The 26,488-nt window shown below is 74.8% G+C and carries 8 protein-coding genes; 7 read left to right on the top strand and 1 reads right to left on the bottom strand.

The window, feature by feature from the left end; translation table 11 throughout:
* Nucleotide 1: 1 nt before the first annotated feature.
* The 7 genes from GA0070562_RS06060 to GA0070562_RS06030 all read left to right on the top strand — a co-directional run bounded on the left by GA0070562_RS06060 (nt 2) and on the right by GA0070562_RS06030 (nt 24,242).
* The gene (locus tag GA0070562_RS06060; RefSeq protein WP_091416595.1) at nt 2–20,032 is read left to right on the top strand and encodes a DUF6531 domain-containing protein; all 20,031 of its coding nucleotides are present in this window, start codon (nt 2–4) and stop codon (nt 20,030–20,032) included.
* 78 nt (nt 20,033–20,110) lie between these two features.
* Nucleotides 20,111–20,434 (top strand): YrhB family protein, encoded by a 324-nt coding sequence (locus GA0070562_RS06055; RefSeq protein WP_091416592.1) that lies wholly within the window; start codon nt 20,111–20,113, stop codon nt 20,432–20,434.
* A 63-nt stretch (nt 20,435–20,497) separates the two neighbouring features.
* Nucleotides 20,498–20,863: a type VII secretion system-associated protein gene (locus GA0070562_RS06050; RefSeq protein WP_091416589.1), complete on the top strand. Its 366-nt coding sequence runs from the start codon at nt 20,498–20,500 to the stop codon at nt 20,861–20,863.
* Entirely contained in the window at nt 20,860–21,360 is a 501-nt protein-coding gene (locus GA0070562_RS06045; RefSeq protein ID WP_091416586.1) for a type VII secretion system-associated protein, read from the top strand. The genes GA0070562_RS06050 and GA0070562_RS06045 overlap by 4 nt, the downstream gene beginning before the upstream one ends.
* A complete protein-coding gene (locus tag GA0070562_RS06040) occupies nt 21,357–22,280 on the top strand; it encodes a hypothetical protein (protein ID WP_091416583.1) in 924 nt (307 codons plus the stop codon). The genes GA0070562_RS06045 and GA0070562_RS06040 overlap by 4 nt, the downstream gene beginning before the upstream one ends.
* A gap of 127 nt (nt 22,281–22,407) precedes the next feature.
* Nucleotides 22,408–23,346 carry a hypothetical protein gene (locus GA0070562_RS06035; RefSeq protein ID WP_091416580.1) on the top strand — a complete coding sequence of 313 codons (939 nt, stop codon included), beginning with the start codon at nt 22,408–22,410 and terminating at the stop codon, nt 23,344–23,346.
* The gene (locus GA0070562_RS06030) at nt 23,343–24,242 is read left to right on the top strand and encodes a GlcNAc-transferase family protein (RefSeq protein ID WP_091416576.1); all 900 of its coding nucleotides are present in this window, start codon (nt 23,343–23,345) and stop codon (nt 24,240–24,242) included. The genes GA0070562_RS06035 and GA0070562_RS06030 overlap by 4 nt, the downstream gene beginning before the upstream one ends.
* Here the strand turns inward: GA0070562_RS06030 and GA0070562_RS06025 are convergent, their stop codons facing one another.
* A complete protein-coding gene (locus GA0070562_RS06025) occupies nt 24,243–26,432 on the bottom strand; it encodes a S8 family serine peptidase (RefSeq protein ID WP_254663743.1) in 2,190 nt (729 codons plus the stop codon).
* Between the last annotated feature and the right edge of the window lie 56 nt (nt 26,433–26,488).

The following is a 26,488-nucleotide window of genomic DNA, read 5'->3' as shown; positions in this document are numbered from 1 at the left end:
CATGCCCGACTTCCACATCCCCAACGACCCGCAGTGGCAGTGGGCGTACGACCTGATCCTCGTCGCCGTCGGCGAGGAGTACCCGAAGGCCGACCCCGCCGCACTGCGGGCCATGGGCGACGAGTTGTACGCGCTCAGCAGCACCGTCCTCAACGGGATGGGCGCCACCGCCAACCTCGGCTACGGGCTGGCCGGGAGCCTGTCCGGCCCGGCGATGGACGCGTTCCAGCAGTACCAGGTCGGGATCACCAAGAACGTGCCGGCCGGCGGCAACATCGCGCTGGCTCTGGGCGGCTCGGCCTACAACTTCGCGCTGGACTCGGAGAACACCCAGTACAACATCGTCATCGCGGCCTTCACCCAGGTGGTGGAGATCGCCATCGCGCTGGCCTCCGGCTTCGGCGCCGCAGCGGTGCCCGCCCTGATCAAGATCGGTCAGGAGATCGTCGGAGCGTTGATCAGCCTGTTCCGCCAGCGGCTGCGGAACGTGCTGATGCGGCTGGCCTGGGAGGCGTTCCAGGAGGGCCTGGAGGAACTCTGGCAGAGCGCCGCCGCCCAGGTCACGCAGATCATCGAGGGCAACCGCAAGTCCCTCGACTACAAGGATCTGGCGATGGCGTTCGCCGGAGGCGCCTTCATCGGCGCGGGCGTCAGCGGCGTACAGATGATCGGCGGCAAGTTCTTCCCGAAGATCAACAACAACGTCCTGTCGCGGGAGGGCCTGTCGGCACTCGCCGAGACGCTGTTCGAGGGCCTGTTCACCATGATGGTCGGCGGCGGCGGCTTCAACCCGTGGGCCACCATGAGCTCGTCGATGATCGGCGGGATGGCCCACCACTACGCCACAGTGGTCGGCCAGAGCTACGGCCCGGGCGCCGCTGCCGGAGCGCCACCGCCGACGATCGAGACGAACAACCTCACAACCACAGCGCCCACGCCTCCGCCCACGGCCGTGGACGGACCACCCGTTCCCCCACCCGCCGGCTCCTCCGCCGGCCCGGGCAGTCAGGGCGGCGGCCCGGGTCCGCAGCCCTCGGGCGGGCCGGTCGCCGGGGGTGGCGGTCAGGGGCCCGGCCAGGGCGATGCCGGGAGTCAAGGGCCGGCGCAGCAGGGCTCCGGGAACCAGGGCCCCGGCAGTCAGGGCACCGGCCAGGGCAGCGCCGCTCCGGGCACCCAGCCCTCCGGGGGCCAGACCACGGGCGGGCAGACCCCGGGCGGTCAGACTGCGGGCGGGCACGCCCCAGGCAGTCAGACCGCTGACGGCCAGATCGCGGGCGGTCAGACCCCGGGCAGCCAAACCGACGGCGGGCAACCCGCGGGTGGCCAAACCGCAGGCGGGCAGACGGCGGGCGGTCAGACGGCTGATGGCCCATCGTCGAGCAGTCCCACCGCTGATGGCCAGACCGGCGGAGGTCAGGTCCGCGACGGCTCACAGGACGGGGCCCAGAACGGCAGCACGAGCCCGAACGGCAGCACGAGCCCGAACGACGCCGGAGGCCCGAGCCCGAGCGGGCACGGCACCGCCGGTCAGGGCGCCGACGGCGACTCGCGTGGGGTCGGCGGTGCGGCCCCGGGGTCGGGCCTGGTCGCAGGCGGCGAGGTCACCACCCCGCGCGCCGACTCGACGGGCACGCCGAACGGCACCCCGGCGGGCAGCGGCACCGGCACGCCCACGACCGGTACGCCGGCCGCGGTCGCGGACGTCACGGCTCCGTACGGCGGCGGCCTTCCCGGTTTCGATGCTCCGACGCCGAGCAGCGGGCCGACCGATCTCGACACACCGGCGCCCGTGACGTCGCCCACCGCCACCCCCGGCCCGGCGGCTGTCCCGGCGTCGTCGCCCAGCCAGCCGGCCGGCGCGGCCACGACAACCGGCGACCCGGCACCGTCCACCGTCACGCCGAGCGCCGCCGCATCGAGCGCCGGCACTCCGGCCACCGTCATGCCCGGCCCGGCCGCACCGACGACCACCGCACCGACCACCGTCACGGCGAGCACCGACACGCCGTCCACGAGCCCGCCGTCCACGAGTTCACCGACCAGCGCGCCGAGCACCGGCACGTCGACCACGAGCACATCGACCACCGGCACGCCGCCGTCGGCCCCGACGACGACCGGCCAGCCGGCCGCTCCGCCGCCTGCCGTCGTCGGCGCCGTGGAGGCGCCCCCACCGCCACTGGCACCCGTCGAGGGCATCTCGGTCGACGGTCCGGCCGTGGTTCCGTCCCCGTCGACCGATTCCCATGCCGACACGACGTCCACACCGCAGCCCGCGGTCGCGGCGCCAGGCCCGCTCACCTCCACCGCCGTCGACACCGCGACGGCCGACGTCCCGTCGGGCGTCCCGGTGGAAGCCGACGACCGAGGCACGGGGGCGGACCGGACCGGTGCCCCTCAGGCGGATGCCGTCGACACCACGCCGACGCCGGACGGCCCGACGCCGACAGGGCAGCACGACACCGCCGGGCCGACGCCGGGCGGGCTGCAGAGCGTCCAAGCGCCGCTCGCCGTCGCGGACCTGCCCGCGCCCACCCGCACCGGGCCGAGCCCGCAGTTCCGGCAGGCCAAGGCGAGCGCGGAGCCGAAACGGCTGCGCACCGAACGGTACGTGCCCTGGAAGGACACCGTCGTCCCCGGCACGCACCTGCTGCGCGGTGAGATCACGACGATCGACTTCACCACCCGGGAGTTCACCGCCGACGGCCGGGACTACCGGTCGTTCGACGTACACCTGGATCTGGTCTCGAAGAACGACCGGATGTCCCCCGAGGAGCTACGGGGCTTCGCCGACGCGGTGCGGCGCACCGTCGACGAGATGGTCAACGGCCGGTACACGCTGCCCGACGGCCGGCTGCTGCACATCGACCTGGTCGTCGACACACCACCGTGGCGCGACGGCATGACCCGTGACTGGCAGGCCGACCCGCGGCGCAACCCGCCGGTCGAGGTGACCTCGGAGACCGGGGTCAGCACCGACCAGCACCGGTGGAACACCGGCGACCGCCTGCCCGTGATGGTGCACGAGGTGATGCACTACCTGGGGGCCAAGGAGGGTCACCAGGCCCCCGAGCACCTGTTCACCACCGCCGGCCGCCCGGGGGTGATGGGCCTCGACGTCGACACCCTGCCGGCCTCGTCGGAGCAGGCCACGACCTCGGCCGGGCCAACCGGCTATCTCACGGCCGTGGACCTGGCGACGATCCACGACACCGCGCTGACCGCCGGCCCGGTGCGCGACCTTCCGGTTCCGCAGACGCCGCACGACCAGACGCCGGACCCGCGTCCGAACCCGCAGATTCCGTCCCGCGCCCCGGCCCCGCCACCGCCGCCCGGCATGCCGGGCATGCTCCCACCGCCACCACCGCCGGGCATGCGGCCACCACCCGGCGTGCCGCCACCGCCGCCGGCCGGTCCCACGACCCAGGCTGTCGACCTGACCCCGACGGACCTCTCACCCGCCACGCTGCGCAGCCGTGCGCCGCGGCCCGTGCCGACCCCCGTCGGCCAGAAGCTGAACGAGAAGTACGACGTCGTGCACGTCGTGGACCAGGGATCGCCCGGCCTGGGCCACCAGGCAGCGACGATCGCGATGCTCGACGGGCTGGCCGCCACCGGCTACCGGGGCACGGTCGTGCTCACCTATCCCGGCAACAAGACGCCCTACTACGCCGCGCAACTCGGCCGGCAGGAGGAGTTCGAGACCCCGGCGGGCTCGTACGACCTGTTCCACCGGGAGTGGACCGGCCACCGCGGCGGGATGGACGTCGTCATGCGTCCGCAGGGGCCGCCCGGCACGCGCGAGGAGGCCTGGAAGACGACGGACTGGCCCGGCGCGCCACGGGCCAAGGCGTGGCAGGTGGCGCGGCAGCAGGAGTTCCGGGACAAGAAGGTCCGCGAGCAGAACCACACCCAGAGCCTGCGCCTGGACGAGGTCGGCAGCAGGCCGCTCCCCGCGGGCAACGTGCTGACCGTGCTGCCGGCCGTCGACGTACCGAAGAACGACGACGGCTCGGAGCGGACCGCGGAGCGGAAGCAGGAGTGGTTCCAGCAGGCGTGGGCCGGTCCGCTGCGCGACGCCGCCGGTGGCAGGGACCACGACGTCGTCACGCTCCAGCCGTTCCTGTGGGACCAGTTCCCCCGGCAGGTCCGCAGCACCACCGGGACGGTCCAGGCGGAACTCGACGAGACCTCGACCGGAGTGCCGGCCTACCGCCGTCCACCGCCCGCCGATCCGCCGCCCGCCCGGGACGTCATCACCACCACCGGCATTCCCGGGGCCGACGACCTCGCGGCCCTGGTCGACGACGACGCCACCGACGTGGTGCTCGTCTACTACGGGGACACGCCCGACACTCCCCCGCACCAGGCGGTCGTCGACCGGCTGGCCGCCGCCCGCCCCGACCGGCCGACTGTCGTCCTGGTCCTCGGTAACGGCGAGCGCGGCTTCACCACGAGCAACGCCGACGTCCACGTCGCGGCGCTGCCCCGCGTCACACCGGAACAGATGGCCGGGCTCCAGGACCGCGCCACGCTCGTGGTCACCGAGGGCGCGAACACCTGGCAGGAGTCCCTCGCGGCGGGCAAGCCCACGCTCTCCGTGACCGGGACCGCGGGTGACACCCGGCCGTGGGAACACGAGCCCGCACCGGTCCGGAACGACTCCGCCGGAAGTGGCCACGACCTGCTCGTGAACGCGTCGGAGTACCTGCGCAGCGGCGGCGACCCCGCCACGGTGCGGGACTTCGTCCAGGACGACGACGGCGGCGTGCGCACGTACTTCGACGGGTGGCGGGACGCGCTCGGCCGGACCGGCTCCGACCAGGTCGACCAGGCCCTCGCCACGGTCACCGGCCTGCCGCTGGACCCGGACGCCCGCCCCCGCACCGACACCGCGCCGGGCGCTCCCCCGGTCGACAACACCTTGCGCGTCCCGGGAGTCCCGCCGCCCCGGCTCGCCGCGCCCAAGACCCGCGACGAGATCGACCGGGCGCGCGCCGCGCAGCACGACACCGCGCCGCGCCGGGTCGCGAACACCAGCGCGTACGACGTCATCGACCGTGGACCCCATCCCGACACCCGCGTGCCCGACGTGGTCGCGCGCTCGTACGAGCAGGCCGGCCTGCCCCTTCCGGCGGACGACCGGCCCCGCCCGCGCCTCGACGCGGTCGACAACCGGATCGCGTACGACCATCGGGTGCTGGACCTCGACGGCCGCAGGGTGCAGGACTTAACGGTCAGGGTCTTCCTGGACGCCCGCGACGACACGGCGGCGGCCGCCCGGCCCGACGTCGAGACCCGGGTACGCGACGCGGTCGACCGGATCTACAACCAGGGCTTCCGGATCGGCGCCGATCAGCTGAACGTCACTGTGGAGTTCACGACCCGGCCCAGCGAGGCGCACGCCACGGTGGCGCTGCACGGCACCCCGTCACCGACCACCCAGACCAGCTGGTCGACGCACTCCTCCGACATGGATCTCGCGCACGAGATCGGGCACTTCCTCGGCCTGCGCGACGAGTACCCGGTGGCGGGCCGCGCCCTGGACGGCACGTTCGTCAAGGGCGACAACTCGTTGATGGCGACCACCACGCCGGGCCAGGACCCGCGGCTGCTGGCGCGCAACGTGAACCGGATCGCCGGTCAGCGGTCCGACGTGCTCTCGCCCGACCGCGGCGGGCTGCCGCCCCGCACGGTGCCGGTCCGGTTCGAGCCGGTACGGGTGGCGGGCGGCCGTAACGCGCGGTTCGACGAGCTGACCCGGCACACCCGCGAGGTCGGCCCGGGCAACTACCGGCAGGAGACGGCCGACCTCAGGGAAGACGGGGCGCCGATCGGGTTCGTCGTCAACTCGATGCTGCCCGCCGACGACGTCGACCAGATCCCCGAGGTGGTCCGCGCCGTCACCGAGGGCCTGGACCCGGGCACCACAGTCGTGTTCGTCTTCGGCGTCAACACCACCGCCGAGGTGCCCGACCTCGCCTTCCGGGAGGCGGTCGCCCGGGCGGCCCGGCTCGCGGAGGGCCTCGACGTGCCGGTGGCGGTCAACGGCTACGCGGTCGGCACGAAGAACGGCAAGTTCCCGTACGGCCGCACCCGCAACCAGGTGCTCCGCGACCCGGACACGGTGGCCGCGATCCAGGGCCTCGCGCAGGGCGGCCCGGACGGCGGGGCCCGGCGCTACCCGTACGTGTCGATCCAGGACTTCGACCGGGGCGCCCGTACGACAGCCGACGGCACACACGTCTTCGACCGCGTCGACCGCGAGACCCGCTTCGACCCGGACGCGACCGGACCGCAGGACGAGCCGCCGGCCCGGCCTCTGATGATCTCCGGCGGTTACCGCGTCGGTGACACCGAGGACCTGATCCGGCGTACCCGCGAACGGCTGGAACGACGCGCACGCGACCACCGGGCGAGGATCGACGACCTCACCGCGCACGGCGGCCCGGGCTCGGGCAAGGAACTCGGGATCGAGCGGCAGAAGCTGACCGCCGTCCAGGAAGGGCTCGCCAGGCTCGACACGCAGGCCGGGCGGGACGCCTTCGTCCGGGACTTCACCACAGCGGTGGACGAGGACATGCGGTCCCGCGACCGGCAGGCCACCGTCCACCCGATGCTTCCGTACTCGCCGGAGCCGAACCTGTTCGTCGACGGCCTGCTCACCCTCGGCCGGCCCGACGTCCGGTTCGGCGACGCGGGCGCGGAGTTCCTCCTGCTGGCCGAGAGTCTGCACCAGGCGTACGGCGAGGAGCTGGCCGTCGCCCACGGCGCGGCGACGCCGGCCGACCTGCCCGCGGACGTCCTCACCGTCGATGTCCAGGTCGAGTCGCAGAACAACAGGCATCCCGACCGCGATCTGGCCTTCATGACGGACTTCGTGGGCGCCGCCACGCCCACCGACCTGTCCCGGCTCGCGGCCGACTTCGCCGTCGGCAACTTCCTGCCGCAGTCGCACGCCGTGCCGACGAACGTCAACCGGCAGCTGTTCTACACCGAGGGCACCGGCTTCAAGGAGTACCGGGCCGACCTGCGCAAGCCGGCCGTCGCCGCCCCGAAGCCGTTCGCCGCGCCCACCCAGGTCGCACCCGGCTCGCAGACGTGGCAGCAGACGCTCACGCCGCAGCAGCTCCGGCAGCTCGGCGCGCAACCGCACAACCGGTACCTCACCGCCGTCTCACTGCCGGCGCCCGGCGCCGCCCCGGCACCGGCCGTCCCGCCCGCCGTCGACCCCGACCTGGACCCGGCGCGGCCGGCGCGCACCGTGGGCCTGCCGAACAGCCAGCGCCTCGTCGCCGCGCACCTGCTGGCGACGTCCGACGACTCAGGGACCGTCCAGCAGGAGTTCGCCGCCGCCACAGCCGTCGCCGACCGCGGCGGGCTCGGCCGGCAACCGGGTTCCCTCTACGACACCATCGCCGCAGAGCTGCCCGGCGACGACGCGGACGACCTGCGGATACGCACGCTGCGCGCCGGCCGGGACGCGATGAGTCTCGACGAGGCCGCGGCGATGCGGCAGCGCAACCCGTACGACAACGGCCACTTCGTCCGCGCCGTGCTCGCCCCCGACCCCGGGCCGCAGCGCCGCGACACGCCGATCGACGACGCCGAGCGGCGACGCGTCGCCAACGCGCACGACGTGGTCGAGTTCGCCGCCGCCCGCGGCACCCAGGTGCACCTGATCGTGTACGACGACCCGGCCGGGCCGCCGCGCGACCACCCGGTGGTCGGCGCCAGGCCGCGTGCCCGGCTGGAGCTGCTGCGCACGATCGATCCGTCGGGTCACGTCACCTACGCACGCCATGTGCCACCGTCGTCGACCCCCGCGAGCGACACCGACAGCGACAGCGATTCGGGCGGCTTCGACCTGTTCGGCGGCGACGACGACTACGGCGGCTTCGGCGACGGCTTCGCCGACCACGACAGCGACCGCGACGGCGACAGCGACAGAAGCGACGACGGTCTCGTCACGTCCGCGCCGGCCGACGACCCGGCCACCCGGTCGACCGCCGACGACACCACCACCGCGGAAGAGACCGCAGCGGTAGAGACCACCACCGGAGAGGACACCGCGGGCGGGACGTCGTCGGCCACCGGGACCACCGCGGCACTCCCGTCGCCCGATGCGGTACGCCGGAGCCTGCCGTCGTACCTGCGGGAGAGCCGGACCCTCGGCCTCGCCGAACAGTTGCGTGCGACCGAGAACGCGGCGCTCGGCACGGCGCTGCGGACCCTCGACCCCGGCCTGTCAGACGACGTGGTCGCCGCGGTGGAGGCGGACAGCCGCGACGACGTGGACCAGTTCCTCGGCGAGGGCCGCCCGTACCCGGTCACGATCGGCGGGCGCCCCGCCGAGCTGCGGGTCACCGCCGTCCTCGACTGGGACGCGCTCACCGTGGACCGGGCCCACGACGACCCGCGCAAGGTCACCGCCAAGACCCGGGAGAACCTCACCCACACGTTGCGCCACAACCGGGACCGGCACGTCGAGCCGAAGGTGACGCTCACGGCGATGCCCGGTGTCGTCATCGGGATCGGCGGCTCGGTGCCGACGGCGCCCACCGTCGAGTACACCGTCGCCCACAAGGACACGTACACGTCCACCACCACTGTCAAGGTCACCGGACTGACCGAGGTGACGGTGCCGATCCGGTTCGTGGCCCGGCTCGTGCGGCCCGGCCGTCCCGCCGCCGAACCGGTCGAGACCTCGGGGAGCGTCGCTCTCGCCGTACACACGGGGTTGCGGACGGGCGACGCGACCGCGCCGGCCGCCGCGGACCGCACGCTCGACGCGGCGGTTCCGGACCGGTTCGGGGTGGAGAGTGTCCGGAGCCGGCCGGCCGATCCGGGTGCCACGTTCTTCGACCAGGTGGAGGCGATCCTCGCCGAGGACGGCATGGCCGACCTCGTCCGGATCGGCGCGCCCGGTCGTCCGGTGATGCAGAAGCTGCTCAGCGACGCGACGTTCTCCGGCAGCCTGCCGGCGATGGTGGTCACCGACCCGGCGAACGTCCACGACGGCTGGGTCCGGTCGGGTTCGCTGCCGCGCGCCGCGCGCGGCGGCTGGCGGCGCTTGTTCCCGGGCCGGGCCCGGCAGGTCGAGGTCCGCCTGGTCGCCCGGCGCGTCGAGGAGGTGGAGCGGGTCGACGGGCTCACGCACGTCGACACGTCCGCGCTCGGCAGCGAGGGCACGAGCGCCGCCGCCACCAAGCGGCCGTGGGGTCTGTGGGGCCTCGCGGGCGCCGGAGTGGACGTCGCGCCGCTGAGCCTGGTGGTCGGGCCGCGCGTCGGCGGCGGCCGGGAGCGCGGCACCACCCAGACGATCGCCGAGCGGACCGGCGGCAAGCAGACGGTGACGGGCACCGCGCCCGGCGTCCGCTACCGGGTCGAGTACGGCGTCCAGGTGCGCGTCCTGGGCCGCGCGCCGCGGATGCTGTCCGGTGCCGTCGACGCGCTCCAGTGGACAACCGGCGACCGGCTGCCCGGCACCGCCCTCGACCCGGACGGCCGGGAGTGGCGCGGACGGCGCGGGGCCGACCGGACCCACTTCGCACCGGCACGCGTCGAGCAGGGCGAGTCGTTCGGCGGCGCGTACCTGACCCGGGTCGGCGACCGGAGCCTCTACGAGACGGTCGCCGACGCGGTGCGGTCGGTTCCCGGTCACGAGCGGTTCCGCCTGGCCACCCGCGACGAGATGCTGCGGCACTTCGGCGACGAGCAGCTCGCCGACGGGCTGACCCCCGAGCTTCAGGCGGCGTTGACCCGGTCCACCGACCTGCGGACGCAGCTCTCCCCCGACCAGCTGCGCCACCTGGCGGACCGGATCGTCGGCCCCGGGCTGAAGATCCCGCTGATCCGCATCGGCACGTTCCACGACCACGTCACGGTGGTGACCATCCGGGGCAGCCTCGGCGACGTGTCCGACGGCGACCTGCTCGACCACGACAAGATCGGCACCGCCGCCAAGCGGACCGCCAGGTCCACGGTGACCAGCGCCCGCGACGACAGCCGGTCGGCCGAGCTGAGCCTGGAGCCCCGCATCCTGGGCCCGCTCGGCCAGGCCGCCTCGACGTTGCTCGGCGGCCCGCGCGCCGCGCTCACCTGGGGCACCACCGACGAGAGCGCCGTCACCGGCGGGCAGTCCACCGAGAGCGACCACGGACCCTCGCTCGACGACGACGGCAAGCCCACCGGGGTACGGCTGCGCGAGTTCGCCGCCACCCTCGACCTCACCGTCAGCACCCGGTCCACGGTGCGGGTCAACCAGGCCGGGCGGCAGCTGTCCCTCGGGGCGTACGGCCGGGACGTGCCCACAGTCGTCGCCACGTCCGAGCAGCGTCCCCGCACGCACCGCCTCGACGTGCGCATGCTCGTCCCGGAGACGCGCGTGTCCCGGCAGCGCCCCGCTGCGGAGCCCGGCCCGGTCCCCCGCGACGTGGAGACGATGGCGTACCCGCCTCCGCTGAGCCGGATGACCGGCGGGCCGCACGATCTCGACGGACGCCGGGTGGAGTCGTTCGTCGGCGCCGACCGGTTGCAGGAAGCGGTGGTCGAGACGCTGCGCGAGGCCGGCCGGGACGACGTCTACGCCGTCGAGGACGGCCTGATCTCCACTGTGGTCGCCGACGAGCTGTCGCCCGAACGCCTCACCGGTGACGCCGAGCTGTTCAGCCGCCCGCTGGCGTTGAGCAACCTGTGGCACGGCCGCCGGGCCGCCGACGCTCGCGCCGACGTGCGGGTACGGCTGCGGCCGGCCAACCCGACAGTGCTCGACGGCGCCGAGTTCGCCCGGGTAAAGCGGACCTTCGCCAGCGGCACCGCCCGCAAGACCACGAACGCGCGCGCGATCGAGCTGAGCGTCTCCGGCACCGGCGTCGCCTCGGTCAGCGGGCCGGTCGCCGACCACGGCGGCAGCACCGGCCGGCCCGGCGGTGCCGTCATCCTGTCCGTCACGCCGTGGCGGCGGGCGTGGGGGCGGATCAGCGAGCGCAGCGTCTCGGGCGTGTCCAAGCTGCGCCTCGGCGGCGGCCGCGCCGAACGCGAACTGCTGGTGCGGGTGGACGTCGAGGCGGAGGTGGTCGCCGAGGCCCGGCACGACAGCAACCTGCGTCCGCTGGGCCGCTGGCCCGGCTCACCGGCCCGGCGGGCCGGCCGCTGGCTCACCCTGCCCGGCGCGGTCGTCATGCGGATGACCCCGGCGGAGCTGAAGCGGCTCCAGGACCGCGACCGCGCCCGCCGGCACGGCACCGCCGAGGTACGGCTGCAGTTGGAACACGCCGAGCGGGCCGGGACGCTCCGCGCCGACCAGGACGAGCAGCGCGACCGGATGGCCCGCGAACAGGCCACGGAACGCGGGAACCTGCTGCGGCGGCAGCACACCGAGCAGCGCGACGCCCGCGCCTACGTCGACCGGGTCCACCGGGACCGCGCCGTCGACGCGGCGGCCCGGCAACTCGTTGACGACTCCTTCGCCGCGCTTCAGGGCCGCCACCGGCGCGAACTCGGCGAGCTGACCGCCGCGCACGACACGGCCACGCAGGAGCTGCTGGCGGCGCAGGAGCAGGAGCGGGCCACGCAGGCCGAGCACCAGCAGCGGGAACGCGACCTGGTACGCGAGGCACAGCAGCGGCAGGACGAGGACGCGGCCGGCCCCGGCACACCGGCCCACGCGGCACAGCCGGAGTTCCGGCCCGGACCGCGACGATCGCTCGGCATCGGCGGTGTCACCACCCACATCGACCTCACCGACCGCATCCCGCACCTGCGGCGTGCCCTGGCCCGGGAGTCGAGCGAGGACCTCGCCCAGGCGATCCTGCCGTCCACCCGGGACCGCGGCCCGAACGACCCGATCCGAGGGCTCGGCAGCACCGGCTTCCTCGGCGCCGCCCACCTGCACCTGGCCGACGCGCTCAACGGTGGCCGGAGCGAGACGGTACGGCTGGAACGGCGGTTCCGGGGCGCCACGTACCACGTCACGCTCACCGCCGAGCCGGTCGGCGAGCCGAGCTTCACCGGCATCGACCTGGTCGACGAACTGTCGGTCACCGACCGCGCTGTGGTCGGCGAGGCGCAGATCCGCACCACCTCGCGGACGGCGGCGCAGGTCACGCTGACCGGACGGGCGCAGGGCACCGAGACCGACCGGGCCGACGGCGACGCCACCCGCACCACCGGGCACGGCCCGGCCTCCGGCACCGTCGCCGCCGGCCTGACCGGCACCGCCGCCCTCGGCAACCAGGCCACCAAGTCGACCGAGCGCACCGGCCGCACGTACGAGCAGTCGCTGACCGTCTCCGGCCCGGTGCCCACGTACCGCGGGCCGGTGCGCCTCACCGTCACCGTCACCGGCAGAGGGCTGCCCGAGGGCGGCGTGTCGGTCCACGCGGTCCACGACGTCACCACGTACTCGGCGACCGAGGGCAGGGAACCGGCCGCGTCCGGCCCGGTCACAGCGGTTGCCGCCGAGCAGACCACCGACGAAGGGCGGCGGCGGTGGCGCGAGGAGGCCGGCTTCGACCGGCTGCCCGAGCCGGGCCGGTTCGCCGTCGAGGACGTCCTGGTCGACGTGCCCGGCCTGCACGACGCGGCTCGGCAGGCGCTCGTCGCCTCCGGCGCCACGCCCGGCCGGGACGTCGACGCGGCGCTGCGCGACACACTGACCGTGAGCCGGATCAAGGCGCTGCCGGCGATGCTGAACGGCGCGTTCCCGCTGCCGATGCCGGCCGGAGCCGGCCGCGACCTGTTCCTCGACGCCCGCCTGGTGGCCCGCCCGAAGCTCCTGCGCGCGGACGCCACAGTGAAGATCGGCGGCTCGGCGAAGCGCAACGCGGACACCGAGTACGAGCAGACCGCCGGCCGTTCGTTCGCGCTGAAGACGGCCGGGCCGCTCGTCGTCGGCGGCGTCGGCCATCCGGGCGGCGCGAGCCGGGTGGGCGAGCGGCAGGACTTCGCCGCCGTGAACGCGGCCACGCTGGTCGAGCAGCAGCTCTACCGGACCGACCCGGGCGCCCAGGTGAAGGACGAGGGCAAGGTCGCCGCCGCCACGACCGGCAAGCCGGCCCGGCGCACCGACCCGGACGACAAGCTCACCGCCGCGGTCGAGTACGACGTCGAGTTCCGTTTCGTCGCCCGGTCCCGCGACGCGGCCGGCAAGCACCGGGCCGGCACCGAGGTCCGGGTGCCGGGCGGCTTCGTCGTCCGGCTGGACGAGGCGGCGGCCCGGGACGTCACCGGCCGGGACCTCCCCCCGGGTCTGCGTACGTCGGCGCTCGCCGTCGCCGACGCGGCCAAGACGCTGTCGGCTGCGGCGGCCCGCCTGGACGGGCTGACCTCCCGGACGGACGCGGACGCGGAGGCCGTCGCCGAAGCCGAGCGGGCTGTGACGGAGGCCGAGAACGCCTGGTGGGCCGCCTACCGCGCGCACGAGGCCGAGGTCGCCCCGCCACCGGCCCCGGTGCCGCCGGTGAACGTGCCCGCCGCCGAGGTGGCCACGCCCACCGCGCAGGCCCCCGTGGTCGGCGACCCGGTCGACGTCACCACGGGCCGGGTCGTCTACACCGAGGTGGACGCCCGGCTCCCCGGGCTCACCCTGGAACGGACCCACCGCTCCGACTACCGGTGGGGCCGCTGCTTCGGCCCGACCTGGGCCTCCACGCTGGACCAGCGCGTAGTCACCGACGACACGTACGCACGGTTCCTGGCCGCCGACGGCTCCATCCACACGTACCCGATGCCGGCCGAGGGCGACGAGGCGCTGCCGGTCGTCGGCCCCGGCGGGCCGCTGCGCCGGCTGGCCGGCGGCGGCTGGCTGCTCACCGAGGCGGGCCGGTCGCTGCTGTTCGCGCCGGCCGGCCCGCACGGCGACGCCTGGCTCACCGACGTGGTCACCGACCACACCGGATGGCGGATCGAACGCTCCGGCGACGGCACACCCGAACTGCTGCTCTCCACGTCCGGCCTGGTCGTGGTGCCGCACCTGGCCGGCGACCTGGTCGTCGGCGCGCACGTCCGCGCCGCGGACGACACGGTGCACCTGCCCACCTTCGGGTACGACGACCGGCGGCGCCTGGTCGCGGTCCGCAACTCCTCCGGCCACGAGACGCGACTGCGCTACGACGACGCGGGCCGGCTCGTGCGCTGGCAGGACCGCAACGGCGAATGGTTCGGATACGACTACGACGAGGCGGGCCGCTGCGTCCGGGCCGGCGGCGGCGGTGACTGGCTGCGCTACTCCCTGCGGTACGACGACGGCGTCACGCACGTGACGAACTCGCTGGGCCAGGTGACCCGGTACGAGTTCGACGAGCAGCACCGGGTCACCGCGATCGTCGACCCGCTGGGCGCGACGGTCCGGCAGGAGTGGGACGCGGCGCACCGGCTGCTGTCGCGCACCGACCAGCTCGGTCGCGTCACCCGGTTCGACCCCGAGGCGCGCACGCTCACGCTCCCGGACGGCTCGACCCACCCGGTCCCGCCGCGCCGGCCCGCGCCCGCGCCCACGGGCGACATCGAGTTCGACGCGTTCGGACGGGTCCGGGCGACCTGGGCCCCGGACGGCGCGGTCACGACGTACGGCTGGACCGCCGAGGGGGATCTCGCGTGGCGGGTCCGCCCGGACGGCTCCACGCAACGGTGGTTCTACGACGGTGAAGGGAATCTGGTGGACGTCATCGACGCATCAGGAAGGGCGGTGAGCTTCGAGTACGGCCCCTTCGATCTGCCCACGGCACGGGTGGATCAGGCGGGGAACCGCACCGAGTTCACGTACGACACGGAACTACGGCTGACAACGGTGCGGAATCCGGCCGGTCGGACGTGGCGCTACGAGTACGACGCGGCCGGCCGGCTGTGCGGGCAGACCGACTTCGACGGTCGTGCCCAGCGCTACGAGCACGACGACGCGGGCCGGCTGGTCGCGCACACCGACGCCGCCGGCACCGTCACCCACTACCGCTGGGACGCGCTTGGCCGGGTCGTCGAACGCCGGGTCGGCGACGCCGTCACCCGCGTCGAGTACGACGCCGACGGTCACGTGGCCGCCGTGCTCAGCCCGGACGCGCAGGTGCGGTTCACCCGGGACGCGGACGGCCGGGTGGTGTCCGAGACGATCAACGGGCGGACGGTGCGCACCTCGTACACCGCCTCCGGCGCGGTCGAGACCCGCACCACGCCGTCGGGCCGGTCGAGCCGGTGGACGTTCGACGCCGACGGGCGCCCGGAGAGCCTGACCGCCGGGGAGCACCTGCTCGGCTTCACCCACGACGACGCCGGCCGCGAGATCGGCCGGACCATCGGCGGCCTGGTCGCGTTGCGGCAGACGTTCGACGCGGCCGGCCGGCTCACCGGCCAGCACGTCGCCGACGGCGCCGAGCGCCGCTACACCTACGACGCCGCCGACCGCGTCACCGCGATCGCCGACTCACTCGCCGGTGACCTGGCGTTCACCGCCGACGACACCGGCCGCATCCGGGCCGTCGACGGCGACGCCCCGCAGCGGTACGACTACGACGAGGCAGGCAACCTGGTCGGCGCCGGCGGCGGGCGCTGGGAGTTCACCGGCACCATGCTCGTGCGCTCCGACGACGCGCGGTTCTCCTACGACGCGAAGGGCCGCCTCACCGGCCGGGTCGACGACGCGGGGGCGTGGCGGTTCCAATGGGACGTCGAGGACCGGATGGTCCTGGCCGTCACGCCCGGCGGCGACCGCTGGCGCTACCGCTACGACGGCTTCGGCCGGCGCATCGCCAAGCAGCGCCTCGGCGACGACGACCAGGTGTTGGAGGAGGTGTCCTTCGCCTGGTCCGGCGACCTGATGCTGGAGCAGACGCACCGCGACGCCACCGGCGCCACCACCACGACCACGTGGGACTACCGCCCGGACGCCCCGGTGCCGGTCGCGCAGACCGACGGCGGCACCCTCCGCACAATGATCACCGACACCATCGGCACCCCGACCCACCTGGTCGACCCGGGCGGCGGTCTGCGCTGGTGGTCGCGGGGTGACCTGTGGGGACGCGGCGCCGACCGCACCGCGACGCCGCTGGCCTTCCCCGGGCAGTACGTCGACGCCGAGACCGGCCTGCACTACAACCGGTTCCGCTACTACGACCCGGCCACCGGCCGGTACGTCAGCCCCGACCCGCTCGGCCTGTCCGGCGGACCGAACCCGACCGCGTACGTCAGCGACCCGCTCACCGTCGCCGACCCGCTGGGCCTGACCAGTTGCACGCCCGCCCCGGCGACGCCGCACCCGCTGGCCACCGTGGAACCGGCGCTCGCCGCGCCCTCCGACCAGACGCCCAGCAGCCTGCCCACGAACCCGGCACCGCCGCCGCCGAGCGCGCTCTACGGCATGCCGTTCCAGGTGCAGGTCGCCATCCTGGACGAGCACGGACAGGTGCTGCGGTACGAGACCCGGATGCGCGACACGCCGTCGCCGCCGCCGGTCACCACCCCGGCCGGCGCCGTCGGGTATCACGCCCGCCAGTGGTTCGACGACGTCGCGCCGGCGTCGCGGGCCGACCTCCAGGATCCGAACTCCGCCGCGTCCCGGAGCTACCAGGAGATCCGCGAAGCGGTGTTCCCGCACATCGGCACGCGGCCCTACACGGGTGTCCGGTCGGACGCGATCGGCCACCAGAACGAGCCGCTGGTCGGCGCGCTCAACTACTACAACACCACCACGACCACGCGCCGGGGTGTGACGCGGACGCACATCGGCCTCGGCAACCGGATCGCCGAGGAGCGCGGCGGCGGCCGGCGGACCGCGAGCCAGATCGCCAGGTACCTGCGCGGCCGGATCAGGCTCGACCAGATCGAGTCCGAGGCCGGGCGGGACTTCGCCCGGATCGTGAGCTTCGCGGAGAACGCCCGCGGCTACGAGTCGGAAGTCAACTCGCTGCCCGTCGCGCTGGACTACATCGCGCACGCCGAGCACGGGCGGGACGCCGCCGACCGGTGGCGCGACATCCCGTCGTGGTTCCCCCCGGCCGCGCCGGGATACGCCGGCGACGAGTTCGTGCCCCGCGAGAGCCGGCCTCCGGTGGCGAGCATCATGCCGCGCCAGCGGCCCAACGCGATCACCGACACCGCCCCGTACTACACCGAGACCGAGTTCACCGGCGCGCCGGCGCCGGTGGCGAGTTCGTCGAACGCCCGGATCGTGACCGTCGCGCCGCGCAGCGACAGGTCACGCAGCCCGGAGCGCCGGGGCGGCAGCAGCCGTCGCGGGCGCCACGGCGATCCCCGGTACGGCTTCCAGGGCCCGCAGACCGGCACCACCGACGTCCGGGGCGCCGCTGCGCCGGTCACCGACCCGTTCCGTACGCCGCTCGCCGACCAGTTGGCGGCGGCGCAGGGCGACCCGACCGCGCAGGCCCGGATCCTCGACTCGTTCCGGGACCAGCTGTCGTACGAGTACACGTTGAACGACGGTTCGACGCTGCGGGTGCTGGCCGCCAACCTGCACGGCGACACCGCCGACACGGACGCCGACCTCGGCACGCTCGACGCCGTCGACCGCGACCACCTGCGCCGGATCAACGACAACCGGGACGCCGGCAGCGTCACCGCCAACGTCGACTGTGTGCCGCTCACCCTGGCCGTCGACGCGTACCGGCAGACCGGCGCGGTCACCCAGGTGCCGGCGCAGACCCAGCCGATGGAGATCGGCGAGGTCATGAAGCGGTACCCGGGCCGCGGTGTGGACGAGGTCGGCAGCATTCGCGGCCTGATGGAGGCCCTCGGCGCCATGCCGAACGGCACCACCGCGATCGTCGGCCTGCGGCCCGGTGGTCCGGGGAGCGTCGGACACGTCATCAACGTGTCGAAGGACGGGCAGGGCCGGGTCACCTTCGAGGACGCCCAGGTCCCCGGGCTCGCCACGCTCCCGGCGATCTCCCCCGACGGCTCGGTCGTCGTCATCCGGACCAGCGACCCGGCACCCGGCAGCGACGTCGACATGGCCTCGGTCCGGGACACCGACTCCGACACGGACATGGCCTCCGTCCGCGACGCCGACAGCGACGCCGACATGACGTCGGTCCGCGACGGCGACAGCGACGTGGACATGGCGGACTTCTCGCCGACCACCGAGACGTTCGCCGGTGTGGCACCGGAGGCGGTGGCGAAGACCACCGCGCAGACGCCGACGGTGGGTGACCCGATCGACGTCACCACCGGCCGGATGATCCTCACCCACACCGACGCGGTCATGCCGGGGCTCACGCTGGAGCGGACCTACCGCTCCGACTACCGGTGGGGCCGATCCTTCGGCCGGGCCTGGGCCTCCACCCTGGACCAGCGGATCATCGTCGACGGCGAGCAGGTCCGCTACCTGGCCGCCGACGGCTCGCTGCTCACGTACCCGCTGCCCGCCGAGGGTGAGGTGGCGCAGCCGGAGACCGGCCGGACGCTGCCGCTGCGCCGGCTGATGGGCGGCGGCTGGCTGCTGACCGACCCGACGTCCGGCCGTAGCCTGCTGTTCGCCGCGGCGTCGGACACCGAGTCGCTGCTCACCGACGTCACCGACGGCGGCCTCCGCTGGACGATCGTCCGCGACCGCCGGGGTACGCCGACGCGGCTGCTGTCGTCCACCGGGGCCACCATCGCGTTCACCTCGTCCGCCGGGCTGGTCACGATGGTCTCCCTGCCCAACGCGGCCGGTGACCTGATGGCGGCGTCGCAGTTCGGCTACGACGCCGACCTCAACCTGATCGAGGTGACGAACTCGTCGGGCGACCCCGAGCGCTTCACGTACGCCGACGGGCGGCTGGTGCGCTGGGAGGACCGCAACGGCGAGTGGTACACGTACACCTACGACGAGGCCGGCCGGTGCGTCGCCACCGACGGCAGGGGCGGCTACCTGCGCTACCGGTTCGACTACCAGCCGGGCCGCACGGTGGTGACCGACTCGCTCGGCGCGGTGCGCGTCTACGAACTCAACGACCGCTTCCAGGTGGTCGCGGAGACCGACGCGCTCGGCGCGACCACGCGCAACGTCTGGGACGAGGCGTACCGCCTGCGGTCCACGACCGACCCGCTGGGCCGCACCACCACGAGCGAGTACGACGCGCTCGGGCGGCTGGTCTCGGTCACCCGGCCGGACGGCAGCCGGTCCGTCACCACGTACGACGAACTCGGTCGCGCGGTGTCCTGGACCGACTTCGACGGCAGCACCCGTAACCGCCAGTTCGGCCCGGACGGCCTGATGGTCGCCGAGGTGGACGCCTCCGGTGAGGTGGTCCGGTACGAGCAGCCGGCCGCCGACGGCCGGGGCACGACCACCCACGTCGGCCCGACCGCCGTCGTGCACGATCCGGCCGGGCAGATCACTTCGGTGAGCACCGGGCAGGGCGAGACGGAGTACGTCTACGACGCGCTCGGCCGCCTGTTCAGCATGCAGGACGACACCGGTCTCACCGAGTTCGGCTGGACGCTGGAGGGTGACCTGGCCTGGCGGGAGAACCCGGACGGCTCGGTCGAGGAGTTCCTCTACGACGGCGAGGGCAACCTGGTCGAGTGGGTCGACGCCACCGGCCGCCGGACGATCCGCGAGTACGGCGCGTTCGACCTGGTCACGGCCGAGATCGACGACGAGGGCAACCGCACCGAGTACGCGTACGACACCGAGCTGCGGCTGGTCCGTGTCACCAACCCGGCGGGTGCGACGTGGAGCTACACGTACGACCCGAACGGCCGGATGGTGTCCGAGACCGACTTCGACGGCCGCACCCAGCGGTACGTCTACGACACCGCCGGGCAGCTCGTCGAGCGCACCGACGCGGCCGGCGAGGTCACGCACTACGCGTACGACCTGCTCGGCCGGCTTGTGGAGCGGCGCACCGGCGAGGCGGTGACGCGCCTCGCGTACGACCCGGCGGGGCGGGCCGTCTCCCCCGAGGGCGGCGACTCGCAGGTCCGGCCGGAGCGCGACGCCGGCCCGGTGGTCGCCGAGACGGTGAACGGCGCCACGATGTCCACCTCGTCCGGCGGTTCCCTGCCGGAGCCGCGCACCGCGCCCGTACCCCGGCGGTGACCCGCCGCCCGCCCCGGCCGTCACGGCGGCCGGGGCGGGCACCCCGTCCGACCACCATCGACAGAGAAGGACTACCCGATGAACGCCGACGACGCCCGCACCCGGGCGCAGGCCGCGCTGCGCCGGCTGGAGAACCCGGCGCAGCCGCTGACGCTGCTCGCCCCGGACGTACCGGCCGAGTACGAGTGGTGCTGGGTGTACCCGTTCAACACGGTCCGGGCCACCGAGACCGGCAACATCATGGACACGCTCGCGGTGGGCCCGCTGGTCGTGCCCAAGAACGGCGCGGAGCCGTGGGTGGCGCCGTCCGGCCCGCCGCTGGAGCGCTGGCTCAACGAGTACGCCGCGCGGGAAGGGCTGCCGGCGGTGCCGGTCCCGGCCGCACCGGACCCGTTCGCCTGATCCCGGACGGACGGCCCGCCGTGACCGTACCGTCACGGCGGGCCGCCGCCACCTGGAGGAACCATGACCCACGACGCCGAGCCGCTCGACGTGCTGCTGCGCCGGATGATGCGCGGCGACGCCACGGTCGAGCAGGTGCAGGCCGCGCTGCGCGCCTCCCCACTCGACCTGGCGATGAACGGCGACGGCCGTCCCCTCGTCGTCCGCTCCTTCGACGAGATGCGGTGCGTGGTCGTGGCCACCTCGGCCGACGAGCGCGCACGCACCTTCGCGCCGCAGTGGCGCCGGGTCGAGGCGGCCGAGCTGGCCGAGCTGCTTCCGGACGGCATCGACCTCCTGGTCGACCCGGGCGGCCCGGAGCCGGTACGGCTGGCCGCCGCGATCGTCTGGCACGCCCTCCAGTACGCGGACGAGGACGCGGGCGGATGAGCGACGACGAGTTCCTGTTCCTGCTCGACCCGGAGTGGCCGGCAGGCGCGGACGACGAGCCGCCGTTCGAGGCGGTCCTCGGGGTGTGGCAGGTCGACGGGGACGGCGAGGTGGGCGAGTTCCGGCACAGCCCGGACTACCGCCCGCACTTCCCGGACTCCCCCACCGACCCGGTTGACGCGCTGCTGCGCCTGGCCGCGGCCGGTGCGGCGCAGCCGGCGCACCTGCGGTCGGTGCTGCGCGCGTCCACCCTCCACCTGGCCGTGAACGGCGACGGCCGGCCACTCGTCGTCCGCGCCCCCGACGACGAGCGGTGCGTGGTGCTCGCCACCGGCGAACCCCACCGGGAGCCGGTTCCGGCCCCCGGATGGCGGCTGCTGGACCTGGCGGAACTGGCCGACGTGGCCGGTGACCGCGACGTGCTCGTCAACCCCGGCGGCGCCACGCCGGCCCGCCTGGCCGTCGCCTTCCTGCGCGAGACGGCGGCGACGCGATGAGCACGGGCCTGCTGCACCTGCTCTGCCTGCGCGCCGCTGGCCGGATCCCGGACGGCGACCTCGCCGGCCTGCGTACCCTGCTCGCCCGTGGCGACCACGGCGCCTGCGCGGCACGGCTGCTCGGCGCGTTCCCGCAGTCCGCGGCGGAGATCGCAGCGCTGGCTGCGCTGCTGCCCCCGGAGACGCCGCTGCTGCCCGGCCCGGCGGCCGACGAGGACGTGGACGCCGACCCGGCGGCCCTGTTCGTCCCGTTCCCGCCCGCCGACCTGCCGCTGTACGCGACGACCGCGCCGCTTGTGGTGGACGAGACAGCGGGCGGCACCGTGGACGACCTCGACCGGGTGCTGCTCGACGTGCTGGACCCGGCGCGCACCGCCGGGGTGTGGCGCTGCTGGCGGATCACGCGGGGACCGGACGACACGGTGGACGCGGTGCGCGTCTACCTGGTCGAGTCCACGGCGCCCGACGACGAGCTGCCCGCGATCGCCGAGCGGGGGCAGCGGGCGCTCGCCGACGCCGGGCACGCCGCGCCGGTCGAGGTGTACCGGCCCGATCTGCCGCTGCCCGCGTACCAGTGGGCGGCCCGGTCCCGGTCCGCGCTGATCCGGGCCCCGCAGCCGCCCGGCGAGGTGCGCCTGGCCGCCGACGGGGAAGCGCGGCTGCCGGTCGACGACGACGAGGTCCCGCCGTTCGTCACCTACCTGCGGTCCGCGCCCGCCCTGACCGCGCACCTGCGTACCGACGGCGCCTGGGTCTGGCCGGCCGGCCTGGCCGACCGGTTGCTCGACGAGGGCGCGCTGGCCGACGAGGGTCTGCTGCGGCACCTGCGCCGGTGCCGCGCCGACCCGCCGTCGCCGGCCGGGGCGGTCGCCGTCCACCGGGCGCTCGCCGCGCTGGTACGCACCGGGGCGCCGCTCTGAGCGGGTGCACGAACGCCTCGGGTCGCGGTGTCCTTCGGGCACGGGCCCCGGCTCCACGCGGCGCTCCCGTCGGCCGCCGTGGTCGAATGCGCCGACGCCCGCCGACGAGAACGCGAGGAGGCCCGGAATGACGGAGCAGGACCAGCTGCACACCGCGCTGCTGCACCTCGGCGGCCGGGTGCCGGACGCGATGCTGGCCGAGGCGCGGCTGCGGCTCGCCGACACCGGCACGGTGTCCCCTCCCGAGCCGCCCGGACCGGTCGACCTGGCGTTCACGTTCGCGTCGGCCGTACCCAATCCGCGTGTCTTCGGCGGGCGGGTGCCGCCGCTTGCCGATCTCACCGGCCGCGAGGGCCTGATGGACGACACCGACCGGGTCGCGGTCGCCGCCGCGCGGCAGCAGCCCGGCGCGGTGGCGCTGTGGCGCGGATGGCGGATCGCTCCGGAGTGGGCCGCCTCGGTGATCCCGCCCGCTCCGGTCTACGTGCTGGAGACGAACGGCCCGCAGGCCGGGACGGCGGCGACAGTGATGCGGGCGCTCGCCGCGGCCGGGATCTCGGCCCCGCTGGTCGAGGTGTACCGCCCCGGCGACAAGCTCCCGCCCTACTCGGCCGCGGCCCGCCGGTCCGGCGCGCTGCTCTGGGCCGACCGGGACGCGGAGCCGCCGCGGATCGCCCGCGTCTTCGACGAGGTCGACGACGACGGGGCACGCTTCGCACCGGGCCACGAGCGGCTGTCCGGCACGGACCTCGCCCGGGCGGCGGCGTACCTCGACGCGGGAACGCCGGTGCTGGCCACCACCGCGCGCGGGCTCGACGTGGTGGAGCCCGAACGCGGACAGGTCGTGCCGATGACCTACCGCACCGACGGGCGCTGGCTCTGGCCCGAGTCCGTCGGCTACTACCTCCAGGCGTACGGGCTGGCGCCGGAACCGGACCTCCTGGCCCACATCCGGTCGCGCGGCGACCGGCTCCCGGTCACCGACCCCGCCGACGAGCACCGCGCGCTGGCGCTGCTGTTCCAGTCGTACGCGCTCGTCCCGGCGGAGGCGGAGGCGGACGCATGACGATCTTCGTGGCGATCGCGTCGTACCGGGACCGGGAGCTGGTGCCTACGGTGCTGGACTGCCTGGCCAAGGCGGCGCGCCCGGAGGACGTCCGCATCGCGGTGTGCTGGCAGCACCTCGGCGACGAGGACATCTCCGCCATCCGGGATCTGCCGCAGGTGGACGTGCAGGAGTACGACGCCCGCGACAGCCGCGGCGCCTGCTGGGCCCGGGACAAGACGTTCCAGCGGTACCGGGGCGAGGACTGGCTGTTGCAGGTGGACAGCCACACCCGGTTCGCGCCGGACTGGGACGTACGGATGATCCGGATGGCACGGGAGACGGGTGCGGCGAAGCCGGTCCTGACCGCCTACCCGGCGAGCTACGAGCCCGATCAGGAGTTCACCTGCGCGGGCGTGCCCGCCGAGATCGTCGTCAGCGACTGGACCACGTTCGGCGTACCGGTCTTCGGTCAGCGCCTCATCGAGGGGGCCGCGCCGGGCGTACCGCCCAAGCCGGCACTGTTCCTGGCCGCCGGGTTCCTCTTCGCGCCCGGCTCGTTCGTCACCGACGTGCCCTACGACCCGGGCATCTACTTCCACGGCGAGGAGATCACGCTTGCCCTGCGCGCCTACACGTGGGGCTACGACCTGTTCCACCCCACCGAGGTGCTGACCTGGCACTACTACATCCGGCAGGACAGGCCGCGGCACTGGAGCGACCACGTCGAGTCCGACTGGGCCCGCTACGAGGAGCTGAGCCGCCGCCGGGTGCTCTACATGCTGCACACCCCGCCGGTCGACCGGCTCGGCATCGGGCCGGTACGTACCCTGGAGCAGTTCGTGGCGCACACCGGCTGCAACTTCACCCGCCGCACCTGGACCGACATGCTGGCCCGGGAACTCGTGCTGCTCTGATCAGGTGCCCCGCACCGGCTCCTCGGCGCCGCTCGACCAGCGGGTCTCGGCGATGGCGGTGGCGAGCCGCGCCAGTTCCGGATGCCGCTGCGCGTACGACGTGACGTGCTCGGCCAGCTCGTGCTGGGACTGCCACCGGATCTTCCCGGCCCGCACCAGCGCCCGGTCCAGCGCGAGCGGGTCGCCGCGTAGGTGACGCCGGACGTCCACCAGGACGCCGGTGAGCGACTGCTCCTGCTCGTCGGTGCCGGGCAGCGCCGTCACCATCGCCGGCAGCGCGGCCACCGTCTCGTCGTCCATGCCCGGCACCAGGCCGATGAGCGCCTTCTCCCGCGCCTCCGGCCGGGTCTCGGCCAGGTACGCCATCCCCGCCTCGTCGGCGGCCAGGTGCCGTAGCGCGGGGTCGCGGCTCAACTCCGCCACCGCCGCCGTCACGTCCGGCCGAGTGCCAGCCGGAACAGCGTCGTCGGGAGCGGTGTCATCGACAACGGTGTCATCGGCATCGGTGTCGACGGCATCCACGACGGCCGGGCCGGTTCGGGCCGGGCCGATGACGGCCGGACCGGCGAGGGCCGGGCCGGCGCCCGTCCGGACGGTCGGGACCGGGGCGGCCACGGCCGGATCGGTCCGTGTCGCGGCGAGGTCCGTCCTGCCGGTGTGGACGGACGGGGATGCCGCCTCGGCCCCGGCGGGTGCCGCCTCCGGCCGCCCGGCACCGCTCCGCGCCGACCGGCGTGCGCGCAGACCCAGCAGCAGGGCGGTGAGCGCCGCCAGCCCGGCGAGCGCCAACAACGCCGCCCGGCGGCCGATCCCCGTGGAGCCGGCCGCCTGCTCGGCCGCCTGCGCTCGGGGCGCCTCCTCGGGCAGCACGGCGGTGACGGAGGCCGTCAGGTCGATCTCCGGCGCGACGCCGCCGGTGGTCTTCGCGGTCTTCAGCACCCGGTTGCTGACCTGCGCCGGGTCGAGATCGGGGAACGCCGACCGGATCAGCGCCGCCTGCCCCGCCACGTACGCGACGGCGAGGTGGGTGCCGGTGCCGCTCACCGGCCGGGCACCGGTGATGCCGAGGCTCGCCACGTCGACGCCGGGCGCGACCACGTCCACGCCGCCGGACCGGTAGCCGTCGGCCGTACCCCCGTCGGCCCCGATCCCGCCGACGCGCAGCACCGCGTCGTACAGCGACACGTCCGGGCTCGGCGGCGCCGACTCGCTCGCGGCGCCCACCACGACCACCACGCCGGCGTCGACCGCCTCGTTGACGGCGGACACCACCTCGGCCTGACCGAGGTCCACCTGCGGCCCGACTGCGATGACGGAGGCGCCGGAGCCGGCCGCCGCCCGGATGCCCGCCACGCTCGCCGCGGCCGAGGCCCCGGCAGTCCGGCCGGCCACCCGGACCGGCATGACCGCCGCGTCCGGTGCGACCCCGGCCACTGTCGACCCCTTCACCGGCTGCGCCACGATCAACCCGGCCATCGCCGTACCGGTGCCGAGACAGTCGGCGTCACCGCGAGCGCCACCGGTCGCCCGGTCGACGCCCGTCGTCACCCGGCCGGCGAGCGAGGGCAGGCCGCCGGCGACACCGGAGTCGACGACTGCGACGAGCTGATCCCGGCCCCGGCTGTGCGGCCACGCCTGGTCGGCGGCCACGCGCGGACCGGCCCACGACGAGGTAGCGCGCGACGTCGTGACGGTGCCGCACCCCTTCGGCGGGCGGACGGCCGCGTCGCCGTCGGCGGCGGGTTGCCGCCCGGCCGGCGTGGACGCGCCGGGTGCCGGCTTCGCGGCCGGCGGGACGCCCTGGCGGACCTCGCCGCCGTACGCGTCCCACGGCAGTACGAGCACCCAGCCGGCCCGGAGCCGGGAGCCGTCGGTCAGTGTCGCGCCGTCCGGCTGGATCCGGCCGGTGTTGAGGGCGAACAGCTCGGCGGCTCGCGCGCCGTCGCCCAGGAACCGCTCCGCGATCTCGGTGAGGTTCTCCGGCTCGCCCTGGTGGGCCGCCTCGACCGTGTAGTACTTGACCTGGTCACCCTCGGCGCGGGCGGCCGGCGCGAGCGCGTTGACGCCGCCGGCACCGGCCGCCGGCGCGAGCGGCGTCAGCGCGAGCACCGCGGACGCGACGACTGCGGCGAGCGTGGCCCCGGACGTTGCGTGGTGCCGCGAACGCCGGGCGTCCGAACCATCCGTCATCGATCCACTCTTGAACCCGGTCGAGGAGACTGTCCATACCAGACGGGCAGGCTAGC

It is taken from the genome of Micromonospora tulbaghiae (genome assembly GCF_900091605.1).
Lineage (GTDB): Bacteria > Actinomycetota > Actinomycetes > Mycobacteriales > Micromonosporaceae > Micromonospora > Micromonospora tulbaghiae.
This window is presented reverse-complemented; position numbering and strand designations above follow the sequence as displayed.

Coding starts and splice junctions, on each gene's coding strand:
- GA0070562_RS06060 (WP_091416595.1), top strand. CDS start 2: ATGCCCGACTTCCACATCCCCAACGACCCGCAGTGGCAGTGGGCGTAC.
- GA0070562_RS06055 (WP_091416592.1), top strand. CDS start 20,111: ATGAACGCCGACGACGCCCGCACCCGGGCGCAGGCCGCGCTGCGCCGG.
- GA0070562_RS06050 (WP_091416589.1), top strand. CDS start 20,498: ATGACCCACGACGCCGAGCCGCTCGACGTGCTGCTGCGCCGGATGATG.
- GA0070562_RS06045 (WP_091416586.1), top strand. CDS start 20,860: ATGAGCGACGACGAGTTCCTGTTCCTGCTCGACCCGGAGTGGCCGGCA.
- GA0070562_RS06040 (WP_091416583.1), top strand. CDS start 21,357: ATGAGCACGGGCCTGCTGCACCTGCTCTGCCTGCGCGCCGCTGGCCGG.
- GA0070562_RS06035 (WP_091416580.1), top strand. CDS start 22,408: ATGACGGAGCAGGACCAGCTGCACACCGCGCTGCTGCACCTCGGCGGC.
- GA0070562_RS06030 (WP_091416576.1), top strand. CDS start 23,343: ATGACGATCTTCGTGGCGATCGCGTCGTACCGGGACCGGGAGCTGGTG.
- GA0070562_RS06025 (WP_254663743.1), bottom strand. CDS start 26,432: ATGACGGATGGTTCGGACGCCCGGCGTTCGCGGCACCACGCAACGTCC.